The 12,465-nt window shown below is 36.1% G+C and carries 16 protein-coding genes; 2 read left to right on the top strand and 14 right to left on the bottom strand.

Annotated features, from left to right (window positions below; translation table 11 throughout):
* Positions 1-213: 213 nt before the first annotated feature.
* Genes gwsS through FCR2A7T_RS00810 form a run of 6 tightly spaced genes read right to left on the bottom strand, consistent with a single transcriptional unit; the run spans position 214 to position 3,543 of the window.
* On the bottom strand, positions 214-1,290 hold the full coding sequence (gene gwsS, locus FCR2A7T_RS00785) for a grasp-with-spasm system SPASM domain peptide maturase (RefSeq protein WP_023569357.1): 1,077 nt from the start codon (positions 1,288-1,290) through the stop codon (positions 214-216).
* The gene (locus FCR2A7T_RS15110; RefSeq protein WP_035116769.1) at positions 1,277-1,459 is read right to left on the bottom strand and encodes a hypothetical protein; all 183 of its coding nucleotides are present in this window, start codon (positions 1,457-1,459) and stop codon (positions 1,277-1,279) included. The genes gwsS and FCR2A7T_RS15110 overlap by 14 nt, the downstream gene beginning before the upstream one ends.
* On the bottom strand, positions 1,452-2,387 hold the full coding sequence (locus FCR2A7T_RS14585; protein ID WP_131473129.1) for a hypothetical protein: 936 nt from the start codon (positions 2,385-2,387) through the stop codon (positions 1,452-1,454). The genes FCR2A7T_RS15110 and FCR2A7T_RS14585 overlap by 8 nt, the downstream gene beginning before the upstream one ends.
* A complete protein-coding gene (locus FCR2A7T_RS00800) occupies positions 2,380-3,024 on the bottom strand; it encodes a hypothetical protein (RefSeq protein WP_035116770.1) in 645 nt (214 codons plus the stop codon). The genes FCR2A7T_RS14585 and FCR2A7T_RS00800 overlap by 8 nt, the downstream gene beginning before the upstream one ends.
* A gap of 54 nt (positions 3,025-3,078) precedes the next feature.
* A complete protein-coding gene (locus tag FCR2A7T_RS00805; protein WP_023569360.1) occupies positions 3,079-3,306 on the bottom strand; it encodes a hypothetical protein in 228 nt (75 codons plus the stop codon).
* 12 nt (positions 3,307-3,318) lie between these two features.
* Positions 3,319-3,543, bottom strand: coding sequence for a hypothetical protein (locus FCR2A7T_RS00810; RefSeq protein WP_023569361.1), 225 nt, complete (start codon positions 3,541-3,543; stop codon positions 3,319-3,321).
* Between the two features lie 276 nt (positions 3,544-3,819).
* On the opposite strand from FCR2A7T_RS00810, the gene FCR2A7T_RS00815 reads away from it, so the two are divergent.
* Together FCR2A7T_RS00815 and FCR2A7T_RS00820 are read left to right on the top strand one after the other, a co-directional pair.
* Entirely contained in the window at positions 3,820-4,998 is a 1,179-nt protein-coding gene (locus tag FCR2A7T_RS00815; RefSeq protein ID WP_023569362.1) for an acyl-CoA dehydrogenase family protein, read from the top strand.
* Positions 4,999-5,090: 92 nt separating this feature from the next.
* Positions 5,091-5,876 carry a DUF3050 domain-containing protein gene (locus FCR2A7T_RS00820; RefSeq protein WP_023569363.1) on the top strand — a complete coding sequence of 262 codons (786 nt, stop codon included), beginning with the start codon at positions 5,091-5,093 and terminating at the stop codon, positions 5,874-5,876.
* A gap of 31 nt (positions 5,877-5,907) precedes the next feature.
* Here FCR2A7T_RS00820 and FCR2A7T_RS00825 read toward each other — a convergent pair whose 3' ends face one another.
* The 8 genes from FCR2A7T_RS00825 to FCR2A7T_RS00860 all read right to left on the bottom strand — a co-directional run bounded on the left by FCR2A7T_RS00825 (position 5,908) and on the right by FCR2A7T_RS00860 (position 12,465).
* Positions 5,908-6,924 carry a hypothetical protein gene (locus FCR2A7T_RS00825; RefSeq protein ID WP_035116772.1) on the bottom strand — a complete coding sequence of 339 codons (1,017 nt, stop codon included), beginning with the start codon at positions 6,922-6,924 and terminating at the stop codon, positions 5,908-5,910.
* Positions 6,902-8,527, bottom strand: coding sequence for a flavin monoamine oxidase family protein (locus tag FCR2A7T_RS00830; RefSeq protein WP_035116777.1), 1,626 nt, complete (start codon positions 8,525-8,527; stop codon positions 6,902-6,904). Before FCR2A7T_RS00830 ends, FCR2A7T_RS00825 begins: the two co-directional genes overlap by 23 nt.
* Positions 8,505-10,022, bottom strand: coding sequence for a polyamine aminopropyltransferase (locus FCR2A7T_RS00835; RefSeq protein WP_035116779.1), 1,518 nt, complete (start codon positions 10,020-10,022; stop codon positions 8,505-8,507). The genes FCR2A7T_RS00830 and FCR2A7T_RS00835 overlap by 23 nt, the downstream gene beginning before the upstream one ends.
* On the bottom strand, positions 10,015-10,230 hold the full coding sequence (locus FCR2A7T_RS00840; RefSeq protein WP_023569366.1) for a DUF350 domain-containing protein: 216 nt from the start codon (positions 10,228-10,230) through the stop codon (positions 10,015-10,017). The genes FCR2A7T_RS00835 and FCR2A7T_RS00840 overlap by 8 nt, the downstream gene beginning before the upstream one ends.
* 17 nt (positions 10,231-10,247) lie before the next feature.
* Entirely contained in the window at positions 10,248-10,433 is a 186-nt protein-coding gene (locus FCR2A7T_RS00845) for a hypothetical protein (protein ID WP_035116780.1), read from the bottom strand.
* The gene (locus FCR2A7T_RS00850) at positions 10,417-11,661 is read right to left on the bottom strand and encodes a DUF4178 domain-containing protein (RefSeq protein ID WP_081709354.1); all 1,245 of its coding nucleotides are present in this window, start codon (positions 11,659-11,661) and stop codon (positions 10,417-10,419) included. The genes FCR2A7T_RS00845 and FCR2A7T_RS00850 overlap by 17 nt, the downstream gene beginning before the upstream one ends.
* 3 nt (positions 11,662-11,664) lie before the next feature.
* Complete coding sequence (locus FCR2A7T_RS00855; RefSeq protein WP_023569368.1) at positions 11,665-12,027, bottom strand: S-adenosylmethionine decarboxylase family protein; 363 nt, start codon at positions 12,025-12,027, stop codon at positions 11,665-11,667.
* Positions 12,028-12,132: 105 nt separating this feature from the next.
* Positions 12,133-12,465, bottom strand: coding sequence for a 2Fe-2S iron-sulfur cluster-binding protein (locus FCR2A7T_RS00860; protein ID WP_023569369.1), 333 nt, complete (start codon positions 12,463-12,465; stop codon positions 12,133-12,135).

Here is a 12,465-nt window from a genome sequence, read left to right on the forward strand (position 1 = left end):
AAATTATAACAGCCCTAAATTGAATAGTTAAATACTTATAGCACAATAACCAAATTAAAAATCAGCACTTCTGCAATTTCCCAATTTGTAAAAATGTTATTGACACAGTTCTCTTTGTCATGATGTTACAAAAGCCGAATATTTAACATAACGATACCTACTGTTTCTGAATTTCAATTTTTCTTACGTGGTCTAACAATTTTAAAATTCATTTTATTTACCCTGCAAACGATAATATTCTATTGCTTCTTGCTTCAATGGATTGGTACTCCATTCTTCCCACTCATTAGTATAAGGATCATAACCGCATTTTAAAGGTTTGGAATATTGGTCCTCCGGATTTTCTGTATAGGCACGACAATCGGTACAAATATGACGAAATTCGCAGTCTTTACAAACTTCTATCTGATCTTTTGTGATATGCCAGTATTTTTTAAAATTGGGGTGATTTAAAGCTTCTTCAAGGGTTGTGTCTTTAATATTTCCGAAGCTTTCAGTCATGGAGGGGCAGTTTTTGATGTTGCCGTTTTTATCTATAGAAATTTTCCGATTGAGACAGGTGTTGTGATGTTGGGATTCGGTGAAAAGTTTTGTATTTATCACCAAACTCATATTGGTAATTAAACCGCAATGCGTAGCATCATTAACCACATCTTTTGTGTAAATAATATAACCTACATTATTGGACAAAGATTTAATAAAATTATTCTTAGGTGAATTTGTAATCACAAAATATGCAACCCTGGAATTATTTGAAATAATAGCATTTAGAATGTGCTCCGTTGTTTCTTCTGAATAGTGCAGTACAAAACCGACTGAACTGATTATGGATTTTTTCAACTGCAAATAGTTCAAAATATCGTTTACAATTTTAATTGCCTTCTGATCATAAAACCTAAACTCAACTGCTTTACATTTTAAACTATCCAATTCAAAAAGTATTTTTTCAAATTCAAAGTTTTCTCCAACATCGATTATTGCATTATTAATCCGGAAAGGGTCTTGCCATTGTAAACCCATTTTAGGAAACCAATTGGGATGGTGTGTAAAAAAAACATACTCTTTTTCTAACAAAAAATCGATGTATTCATCTATAATTTCATCATACAGATTCTTATATATATATTTTATTTCAGTTGTCGATTTACCCTCATGTAAAATCAAAATTTCACATAAATCATTCGGAATGAAATCAAATCTATTCCTTTGCAAATCACAAATCAAGCTTCTTTCTGCACCTTTAACCGGAATACAGTTGGCAAATAGTTTTATTTTTTTAATCGAACTCAAATTTGAAAATCTTAGATATGGGTTTGAAAAAATTCTGAGGTGTAATTTGATTGGATTGATAAAAATCAATATCCATGACTTTTTTGTTTCTTAATATTGTTTGCTCTTTTTCAACTTTTTGCACTTGCTGAAATTCTAAAGGAAAACCCTCTTCAATAAAATTATTCATAAACTACTTTTTCGATTAACAGTTCTGCTATATGCTTATCAACATAATAATTACAGGACTCCGACAACCAATGATACTGACCCATAGGATTAATTTCCAAAAAAACAAACTTATTCTCTGGCGTTAAAATCAAATCTATTGACCCGGAATTACATCCAATAAGGCTGACAAATTCTTTAATTTTTGCTAAAGTAGTTGCCTCTAATTCAAAAGGAACGCATCTGTTCGGGCTCACATCATTATAATTCCTAAAATCAATTTGCGTTTTTAAATCATTTTGAGAAAAGATTGCCATGGCATAAAAATTATCCAAAATAAAAAAAATCCTTATTTCAATTTCTTTGTCAATATATTCTTGAATCAATGAGGGAGCAAAATATTCCGACACCTTTTCAAAGTCCACAACAATTGTCCCATTCCCTTTATAATAGCAATCTTTTTTTTCAAGGAATGGAGAATAAACCAATGATTTTGTGATGTATTTTTTATTTACTTCAACAAAGTTTAGCAAATCTTGCTTATTATTTGTAACTATTGTTTTAGGTATTTCAAGCCCTACCTTTGCAGCTGCTTGCAAATTGTTAAGTTTATTATTCTCTAATTCATGGACATACGACCCTATATAATTCTTTGGATTGCTTTTTTCAAGAGTTGCGAGAACCGGAAACTGTTCTTTTTTTAAATACCCTATCCATTCCGATTTTTTTAAATGCGTAGGCAATAAAGACATATACCCTCTTCTGTTCCAAACAATACAATCCGAAACGGAAGTAGTCGTTTCCTGTGTAGAAATCCTTATACAAAAATCTGACCTATCGGAATCCACGTTTTTTCTTTCAAAGTCAATATCATAATAATCCAACCATTCGAGTACATTGTTCGTCGACTTATCATTACGCTCTGATATGATAATCAAATTCTTATTCACTACTGTTGTTTTTTATCCATTTATTTACATCAATATTTTTTCCAAACGAACCGTCTTTTCTTCCGTCTACATCCCATAAATAATGTTTCATTTCCTCATCAGAAACTCTTCTCGCCTGGTATTCTTTTAACATTAATCTTTTGATTTTTTTTCCAACAATACTTTGATGATTGATGTGGGTTAAAACACTTGTAATTCCTTGCTTTAAAGAATCACTCTTCCACGTCCTGAAATAATAGGACGGATAACCGTACTTTTGTAGGATCTTATATATTTTATTTGCGTGAATGCTGTCAGTAATAAAAACTAACTTTTCACTTTCCTTCACTTTTTTTTCAAATTGCTTTTTTACTTCCATCGGCATTTTTTGCAGTTGACTCGAAACGGAAGGCAATTTCGAAACATCAATCACGTTTAAGTCCTTCGCCCCAGTTACAATCAAACTATCCCATACCGAACTTGGCGTTCTTATTTTGTATTCTCTCTCCAATACTGTATTTTGTTTTCGAACAGCCTGATCGGTAAAAACCATTACTTTAAGTTCATTAGAAATAGACACTTGATCTCTTTTAAACAAATAATTTTTAGAACAGGATAAAAAGCATATTGATATTAAAATAACAAATAAATTTTTCATCTTTTTTTTGAATAAAAAAGTTGGACCGTGTTTCCACAGTCCAACTTTTATAGTTTATGGCTTAGGCGGATCTGCAATTACAGAAATATAAGAGCCTGCTTCAGCATCTGAATTCACTTGACCATTTCCATCTTCATCATAGAAAACATCACTTATATATCCTGCAAAAAATTCATATCCTGTATGAACAAATCCAGCTTTACAATTTTGCGACATCAAACCTCCCCGAACACCTGTCAGTTCAGAATTATTTAGCGCTTTAAAATCACATATCTTTTTCATAAATCCATTCATTTAAGGGCAAGATATCGAAGTACATACTGTTGCTGATTCCCCAGTATTATATACCCCATCATAATTTACATCGTTAAAACTATCCGTTGTTGTAACTGTACAACCATTTGCATCTTTGTAAGGATCCTTTGAAGTTGCAATCCAATTTGAAATTTCAGGTAACCTACCGCCCGTAAAAATCCCCAGTTTCGTTTTTTCATTGATAAATTCATTCAATTTTTTCATCTCTTCATTTTTTAATAAATAATTAAATATTTGCTAATAGCTTCTTAACTAAATCAAAGTTTCTGCGCACAAAACCGTTTTAAAAAAGTAAGAATCCACTGCAATATTAAAATATTTGTAAGAATATTCCAAATAAAAAATAATCTTTGATATTTTTTAATAATAAATTGAACAACATCCTTTACCCAAGCACCTATCGAAACCAAATTATAACACCTACAAATTGAATAGTTAAATTTCTTTGCGTACTTTTGTGAACCAAAAATTGTATTCAAAATGAGACCAGACTTATTTCAAGCTCCTGATTATTATCTGTTAGACGATTTACTAACGGAAGAACATAAATTAGTACGTGACTCAGCTCGTGCCTGGGTAAAAAAAGAAGTTTCCCCAATTATTGAAGAATATGCTCAAAAAGCGGAATTCCCGAAACAAATTGTAAAAGGTTTGGCAGAAATTGGTGGTTTCGGACCATATATCCCTGTAGAATATGGTGGTGCCGGTTTAGACCAGATTTCATACGGTTTAATCATGCAGGAAATTGAGCGCGGAGATTCCGGTGTTCGTTCCACTTCTTCTGTACAATCTTCATTGGTAATGTATCCAATCTGGAAATACGGAAACGAAGAGCAACGCATGAAATATTTACCAAAATTAGCAACCGGAGAATTCATCGGATGTTTCGGATTAACAGAACCGGATTACGGCTCTAACCCGGGCGGAATGGTAACCAACTTTAAAGACATGGGCGACCATTATTTATTGAACGGTGCCAAAATGTGGATTTCCAATGCTCCTTTTGCCGATATCGCAGTGGTTTGGGCTAAAAATGAAGAAGGAAGAATCCATGGTTTAATCGTAGAAAGAGGCATGGAAGGTTTCTCTACTCCGGAAACCCACAACAAATGGTCGTTAAGAGCTTCGGCTACCGGTGAACTTATTTTCGATAATGTAAAAGTTCCGAAAGAAAACTTGTTACCAAACAAATCCGGATTAGGAGCACCACTAGGGTGTTTGGATTCAGCACGTTACGGAATTGCATGGGGTGCTATCGGTGCCGCAATGGATTGTTACGATACGGCTTTGAGATATTCTCAGGAAAGAATCCAATTCGACAAACCGATTGGGGCTACACAATTGCAACAAAAGAAATTAGCCGAAATGATTACCGAAATTACCAAAGCGCAATTACTGACTTGGAGATTGGGTGTACTAAGAAACGAAGGAAGAGCAACTACCGCTCAAATCTCGATGGCAAAAAGAAATAACGTAGACATGGCATTGACCATCGCTCGTGATGCCCGTCAAATGTTAGGTGGAATGGGAATTACAGGGGAATATTCTATCATGCGTCACATGATGAATTTAGAATCAGTAGTTACTTATGAAGGAACTCACGATATCCACTTGTTAATCACAGGTATGGATGTAACTGGTTTCCCGGCATTCAAATAATAGATTTCAATAGTCTTATTGATAAATTCAATGTTAAAAGCTTCTCTAAAACGGGAAGCTTTTTTACATTTGTAGAACAAACTACTATTGCTATGACTATTCATACTATCAATAAAAGTATTCAGCCTCAAAGGGAACTTTTATTACAGCACTCACTGTACAAACAAATTCAGACTGTTGATGATTTGCGTCATTTTATGGAAGGACATGTGTATGCCGTATGGGATTTCATGTCACTCCTCAAAGCACTGCAGCAAAAGTTAACGTGCACCACCACTCCTTGGTTTGCATCACCCAATCCGGAAATGCGCTACCTGATTAACGAAATCGTTTTGGCGGAGGAATCCGACCTTACCATGGACGGAAAACGCCTGAGCCATTTCGAAATGTATCTGGAGGCGATGAAAGCCAGTGGTGCAAATACGGCAACTATTGAGACTTTTCTGGACAGCGTAATCTCGATGCAGAATATTTTTGTTTCGATAAAAATTAGCGATTTGCATCCGAAGATAAAAGAATTTCTGAATTTCACCTTCGAAGTAATCGAGCACGGAAAAGCGCACGAAATTGCAGCAGCATTTACTTTCGGAAGAGAAGATTTGATTCCGGATATGTTTTCGGAAATCCTTAAAAACTTTCAGATCAATTTCCCGGAAACCGATTTATCACAACTGATTTACTATTTCGAAAGACATATCGAATTGGACGCCGACGATCACGGACCAATGGCGATGCAGATGATTACTGAGCTTTGCGGACAAGACACCCAAAAATGGAGAGAAGTGGAAGCCGTTTCGATTCAGGCCTTAGAAAAACGCATTGGTTTGTGGGATGCCATCGAAGAACACATTCACGAAATGCATTTAGCAACCACATAAAAAAGAAAAATCCCGAGTTATTCGGGATTTTTTATTTTGATTTCCAAATGAACCCGTCTAACAAATAATGGGTAAACTGCGGTACTGTGAGCAACGGAACAACCAAAAACTGCCAATTTGAAAAACTAACTAAATCAAAGGAAAAGTGTTCCTTCCAAACTAATATTTCCCATAAATACTCTTCCGAAAAAGCGATTAAAAGCAAAATAACCACATAAAGAAAAACACCTTTAAATTCTTTCAGATGCCGTAAAATACCTAATTCGGAAACCTCCTTCTGATCAATTTCCTTCAAATAAATCAATGCCATATACGGAATTCCGTGCGAAACGACATTCAGCAACGTAAACACCAAATCATTGTTAAAGTACACAATCCCGAAATACCAAGACAATGCTGTCCCTGTGATGATTGCATTTTTAGGAATATTGAAATAGTTGTCTTTTATCGATTTATAACCGGTTCTTATAATATAAAACACCATTACAGCAGCATAAATCCAGGTCAGTATTTCGATTAACCGATCATTCTCAAACCGGAAGAATTCTTCTTCCACAAACCAATTAAACGCCCTTGGGGAAGACAAAAACCAATACAGCATCGGAAAACCGGTTGCTGTATAAATCACAAAAGCATCAAACCACCTATTTACCTTTGTTTGTTGTTCTTTCCTTGCATAAAGACGCATAAAACCATATTGCTGCCGGATAAAATGAAACACTGCCACATAAGCCAAAACAGACCAAAAAACCTTGCTACCGAAAGAAAAAAGCAGTAATCCAATACTAAAACAAATTATGGGTAGTACAATTAACAATTTTTTTCTTTTCCGGGATTCCGAAGCCACGAAATAGGTTTTGAATAAAGTCGCATAAACGTGAGCCACATCAATGAAAACAATCAAAAACAGCCAAGTATAAAACGAATGGTTCGCTTCTACCGACTGCAACCAATTTTGACATAAAAACACAATTGCCACCACAACAAAAGAAGGTGCGAGAATAAAAACACTATCTGTTTTTGCTTTATGAATCCAAGGTTGTGCCATCCAAAATTGTATTTACAACATTTATCCCCTGATGAAAAGCTTCCTCGAAAATGGAAATCCCTGCCAAATCCGAATGTGCAAAGAAAATCTTATTTCCAATACTTTTACCTGCCTGATTTTTAGCGGCACCAAAAAGAAATCCGGGCACAGGACTTATCATTCCGTGTCCCAATAAACGAATTGAAATTTCTTCCGTTTTACCCTCAATATCAGGATGTGCTGTTTTTAAATCATCAAAAACCATTTGCTTCCAATATTCTTTTTTCTGCTTATACAATGCTCTCCGGGTTTTCCTGATATCGGGCGAAGAAAAACTGAAGTAATAGGTTATCACTTTTTTAGATTGCACTTGCTGCACCGACTGATGTTGATCGTAAATATACCCCAACCCTTTCGAACCGTGAATGACATTATCCCAACACAGAGGATAACTGTAATTGTCGGTTAAATCAGAAACCGTTAATGTTGCCAAAAGCCACGGAGCATAATGAAATTCACGGGCGATGTGCTTTCTGTTTTCCAGCAAATACTGATTGATGAATTGCGGTGTAGCCAAAATAACCTTGTCAGCAATTATTTCCACCGATTCTTTCTTCATATCATCAAAGGCATGTACAACAGTTTTATTTCCTTCAATTTTAACTTCATAAGCCAAATGATTTTTCAGCGTTTTTCCCTCGGAATATTTTTTCAGATGTGAAGCTAACCGCGCATTGCCTTCCGGCCAGGTAAGAACATTTTCTTTTCCATCGGAAGTAGCATTATGCTTTCTACCTGCAAAATAATGAATGCCTGCCCAAGCGGAAACGAAATCAATCCCCAAACCAAAATCGTCCCGGCAACAATAATCAATATAAGCAATCAGTGGTTTAGCCGTAAGTTTATTTTCATCAAGCCATTGCTTCATCGTAATGTTGTCCAGCTTTAGGGTTTGCTCATCGTTGGAAGAATGTCCTAACGGAATATCAAAAAGATACTTTCCATCGGCTCCTTTCGTTTCGCGGAAATAATCCATTTTCGAAAAGAAAACCTGAAACGCATTTTCATCAGCATGCGAATTTCCGTATTTCGGCACTAAACCTTCCTGCCAGTCATTTTTGTAAAACAACCGTTCCTGAGGTGAAAATGTCAGTTGTGCCTCATCAAATTCAGGAAAACCTTTGGCATCATAACCAAGAATTATCTTTTCTTCTTCCAGAAATTGCAGCAACGTTTTATCATGAAAATTAGGCAATGGTAAATAATGTGCTCCTAAAGGAAATTTGGAATACTGATTTTCACCGTTAGAAGAATTGCCGCCCAAATAATTTTCCAGTTCCAATACTAAAAACTCAGAAATTCCTTTTTTGGTAAACTGACGGGCAGCACTTAAACCGGAAATGCCGCCACCAATGATTAAATAAGGAATCTGAATCTGACGTGTCGGTTTCGGGAAATTCTTAACCCACAACCGGTGTCCGAGAATGTGATTGGTTCCCGAAAGACGAATCAGCAATGCAATTACTTTCTCTTTACATGACTGCAATACCGGAAGGAGTAATAACGACGCTGCAATTCCTTTCAGGAACGTTCGTCTCGAATTATAATTTTCCCCATTCCTCATCGAAGTAGCGTACTAAAACCTGGTTGTCCAGTCGGTTAATTTCAATATCTTTTGAAACCATGTCTTTTGAGAAATAATTCAGCTTTTCGAACTGATAATTGTAAAATCGCAAGCCGTCAACCTGTCTGTTTACGGTATTGAAATTCGTCACAAAACTGTTGGCAGCAATGGTATAACCCCATTCTCCGAAAGAAGGTACATAAGCATGATACGCATCCACTTGCGGAAAAACTTCCATCATGGTCTTATTGATACACCAGAAAGATTTCGGCGCAAAATAAGGCGATGTCGTTTGCACCACTACAACCGCATCCTTGGAAAGAATCTGATGAAGTGTTTTGTAAAAATTAAGCGAATAGAGTTTCCCTAAGCTGTAATTGGACGGATCGGGAAAATCAACGATCACAACATCATATTTCTGTTTACAACTCTTAGCCCAGATATAAGCATCCTGATTAAGGACTTTTACTTTCGGGTTCGTTAAGGATTGTTTGTTTAAGTCGGTCAGGATTTTATTGGTTTTAAACAACTTTGTCATCCCTTCATCCAAATCTACCAACGTGATGGTTTTTACTTCTTTATATTTCAGAATTTCGCGAACCGCCAAACCATCACCCCCTCCCAAAACCAAAACGGTTTCGATTTTTGGAGCCATTGCCATTACGGGGTGCACCAAAGCTTCGTGATAACGGTATTCGTCAGCAGAACTGAACTGCAAATTATTATTGAGGTACAAACGGTAATCACTTTTGTTGTGCGTAAGAACAATGCGTTGGTAAGGCGTTGAACTGGTATAAACAATGTTTTCGCCGTATAATTTTCCTTCTGAAAAAGACAATATGGAATCTGAAAAGATAAAGACCGTAAGAAGTAGCACGAATGACCCGATGGCTTTTGCTTTTAACAAATACCCTTTTTTAAGTTCGGATTTGAGTAAAAAACACAAAACAATAGCGATACTGATATTAATCATTCCGAAGAATAACGAGGTTCGCATCACGCCCAATTGCGGCACCAAAACCAAAGGAAAAAGAATGGATGCCAACAAGGCACCGATGTAATCAAAAGTAAAAACATTCGATACCAAATCACGGAACTTAACCCTGTCTTTCAAAATGTTCATCAGTAGCGGAATCTCCAATCCTACAAGGCATCCGGTAATAAAGACCAGAAAATAAAGGATAAACTGAAAATAATGAACGCTTTCAAACAGCAAGAAAAGAATTACCGAACTCAGTCCGCCAACCAATCCCACGAGAATCTCGATTTCCACAAAAGTATTCAACATATTGCGTTGAAGAAATTTCGAGAAATAAGAACCCACCCCCATTGAAAAGAGGTAAACCCCTATAATGAAAGAGAATTGTTTAACCGAATCCCCCAAGAGATAACTCGCTAAGGTTCCGGCCACCAACTCATACACCAATCCGCAGGTCGCAATGGTAAATACTGCTAAAAGAAGTAAAAATTCGAATCTTAAAAATCGTTTACCCATGAATAGCCGCACTGATTATCATGGAAATACCGATAATAAAAGCTCCAAAAACGATAGCAATGGCAATATTATTTTTCTGTACAATTTCTTTCCAGGTATTTTCAGGTGTAATTTTTTCGATGATAAAATAGGTAATCAACAGAATAGCGATTCCTAAAAGAGAAAAAATAAGCGAATTCAGAATTGGTTTAATTGATAGAATGTCCATAATTTATATTTTTTATACTATTTATGATAAAAACGATTTACTGCAGTATGCCCTGAGGAACGACCAGGATTATAATCTTCGGTGGATTCGCAATCGCAAATTCTGTTTCCCGAATAAGTAAAATACAGAAAAAGAAGATAGAAAAACAATCCAATCGCAATGGCGATGAAATTACTTTTTATTAGCTTAGAAATTGTATCCATAATTATTTATCGTAAGGTGAAAACTACTTTCCGCCCATCTTTTTTGTTCGAAATACACAGCGTAATAATACAATGCTATCGTTAAAATACCCATAAACAGAATAGGCATCCAAACGTTCCACAGGGAAGGTTGGTTCCAAACGGCAGTTACTTTTATAAAATTATTCGCCTTATCTTCCGGTGCTTTTAAAGGGGTTATCACCAAATGATACTTGCCCGCATTAACCCCACAGATATTAAACTCTTCATTAGTATCTCCCTCCGTCCAATGTTCTCCTTCTGTATAGCCATGATAATACTCGATATCCTTATTCGCATACACTTCCTCACTTGTGTTTTCGTTCACCAAAGCTACCTGAAGATTCGCCCATGAATTATCAACATCCGAACGCGTAGAAACCGTTAATGGTGCCGAACCTCCCTCCAGTACAAAAGAAGGACTTACAAATGATTTATCGTTATACTGATCAAAAGTTAATGATTCGCTTAAAACTATTTGTTGTTCTTTATCATTATAGATATACAGGTGGGAACACAAAATCAACACAGCCATTGCACACATAATAATGGCAAAATTCCGAATGTCTATCAAAAAAGGCTGCACCAGACCAATTCCTGTTTTCAAAGGTACTCTTTGCATGGAAAAAGCCTTTTTAATTTCATTTACCGAAATATGTTCGCCAAAAAAAACCGACTCCTGATCTCCTAAACTTTCAAAAGAAATAATATACGGTGGCTGAATATATTCTATAAGGTGGATTTTTTTTACCGGAATAACAAAATCAAAATAACCTTGTGCAGCTACAATTTCAGTGTCCGTATAATCATAAAGATTCATACGAATGTCGTTGTGAGTTAAAAACCTTGGATGATTATCAACCTCATAACGGTCTTCAATCTCTTTAAGTAAAATCCAATGACCGCTGGATTCCGAAAGATAGATAAAATCTCCTGTTTTACTCTCTAAAATATATTCATCCCAATAGTAACTACCGTAGGCTTTTTTCGTTAAAATTCCTGTAACCGTATATTCTACTCCACGCAGCACCCCTTTCTGTCCCACGTTCATTCCCACCAAAGGTCTTCTATGCTTAAAACTCCTTTGAGCACGAAGCCCGTCATTAGCCATAACATAGAGGTTCTGACAATTCGGACACACAAACGTCTTAACTTCAAAATTAACATGCACATCTGTTGTTACATCACAGTGATAACAAGGAACCTTCATAGTTTATCTGTTAATTTCAAAATCTTTAATAATTACCGCACTAAAATAATCAATATAATCGTTGACTACCGCTCGTACTTTTGCCGAATTATCCTGTAAATAATTACACAGATAAACATCCAAAGTCAGTTGTTGAAATTCAGGCCAAGTGTGTATGCAAATGTGGGATTCTTTCAAACAGACAGCAATCGTAAAACTATCATTGTCGAAATCATGGGTTACTAATCCGACTTTCTCCAAGTCAAATTTTTCAAGAATTGCGTCCGTGAATACAATAAACTGTTTGCTGTTTGTGAGTTTGTTTATATCATCAACCTGAAGCGTAACCAGTTTATGCAGACCCGGGGAATAAGAATTTGAATTCATTAAAGTAGCTTGTTCTACATTTTTTTGCAGAATTACGATGGTTATACGGAGCTGTTAAAATTTTGTTACAAAAAAAGCGAAGAAAAATCTTCGCTTCTGTTTTTTTTATGCTTCCGGCGCCAATTCGACTTCCAAACCGTCAATGGCTTCGGTGATGTGAATCTGACACCCCAGTCGGCTGTTGTCTTTTACGTTGAAGGCTTCCCAAAGCATCGCTTCCTCATCCGGATTTTTTTCCGGGAGTTCCACATCGTTTAGAACGTAACACTGGCAAGAAGCACACATGGCCATTCCGCCACAGATTCCAATAGTTCCTTCCGGAGCCAGTTCGTAAGCACGAACCAATTCCATGATGTTCATGTTCATATCGGTAGGCGCCTGCACTTCATGCGCAATGCCTTCCCGGTCGATAATTTTTATGGTAACGTCTTGTGACAT

This window comes from Flavobacterium cauense R2A-7 (assembly GCF_000498475.1).
Lineage (GTDB): Bacteria > Bacteroidota > Bacteroidia > Flavobacteriales > Flavobacteriaceae > Flavobacterium > Flavobacterium cauense.

What these genes read in the sequence shown, in the direction of transcription:
- FCR2A7T_RS15110 (WP_035116769.1), bottom strand. Translation starts at nt 1,459, where the DNA reads ATGAATAATTTTATTGAAGAGGGTTTTCCTTTAGAATTTCAGCAAGTG.
- FCR2A7T_RS00830 (WP_035116777.1), bottom strand. Translation starts at nt 8,527, where the DNA reads ATGAGGAATGGGGAAAATTATAATTCGAGACGAACGTTCCTGAAAGGA.
- FCR2A7T_RS00825 (WP_035116772.1), bottom strand. Translation starts at nt 6,924, where the DNA reads ATGGCACAACCTTGGATTCATAAAGCAAAAACAGATAGTGTTTTTATT.
- FCR2A7T_RS00835 (WP_035116779.1), bottom strand. Translation starts at nt 10,022, where the DNA reads ATGGGTAAACGATTTTTAAGATTCGAATTTTTACTTCTTTTAGCAGTA.
- FCR2A7T_RS00800 (WP_035116770.1), bottom strand. Translation starts at nt 3,024, where the DNA reads ATGAAAAATTTATTTGTTATTTTAATATCAATATGCTTTTTATCCTGT.
- FCR2A7T_RS00855 (WP_023569368.1), bottom strand. Translation starts at nt 12,027, where the DNA reads ATGAATTCAAATTCTTATTCCCCGGGTCTGCATAAACTGGTTACGCTT.
- FCR2A7T_RS00820 (WP_023569363.1), top strand. Translation starts at nt 5,091, where the DNA reads ATGACTATTCATACTATCAATAAAAGTATTCAGCCTCAAAGGGAACTT.
- FCR2A7T_RS00810 (WP_023569361.1), bottom strand. Translation starts at nt 3,543, where the DNA reads ATGAAAAAATTGAATGAATTTATCAATGAAAAAACGAAACTGGGGATT.
- FCR2A7T_RS00815 (WP_023569362.1), top strand. Translation starts at nt 3,820, where the DNA reads ATGAGACCAGACTTATTTCAAGCTCCTGATTATTATCTGTTAGACGAT.
- FCR2A7T_RS00805 (WP_023569360.1), bottom strand. Translation starts at nt 3,306, where the DNA reads ATGAAAAAGATATGTGATTTTAAAGCGCTAAATAATTCTGAACTGACA.
- FCR2A7T_RS00860 (WP_023569369.1), bottom strand. Translation starts at nt 12,465, where the DNA reads ATGTCACAAGACGTTACCATAAAAATTATCGACCGGGAAGGCATTGCG.
- FCR2A7T_RS00845 (WP_035116780.1), bottom strand. Translation starts at nt 10,433, where the DNA reads ATGGATACAATTTCTAAGCTAATAAAAAGTAATTTCATCGCCATTGCG.
- FCR2A7T_RS00840 (WP_023569366.1), bottom strand. Translation starts at nt 10,230, where the DNA reads ATGGACATTCTATCAATTAAACCAATTCTGAATTCGCTTATTTTTTCT.
- FCR2A7T_RS00850 (WP_081709354.1), bottom strand. Translation starts at nt 11,661, where the DNA reads ATGAAGGTTCCTTGTTATCACTGTGATGTAACAACAGATGTGCATGTT.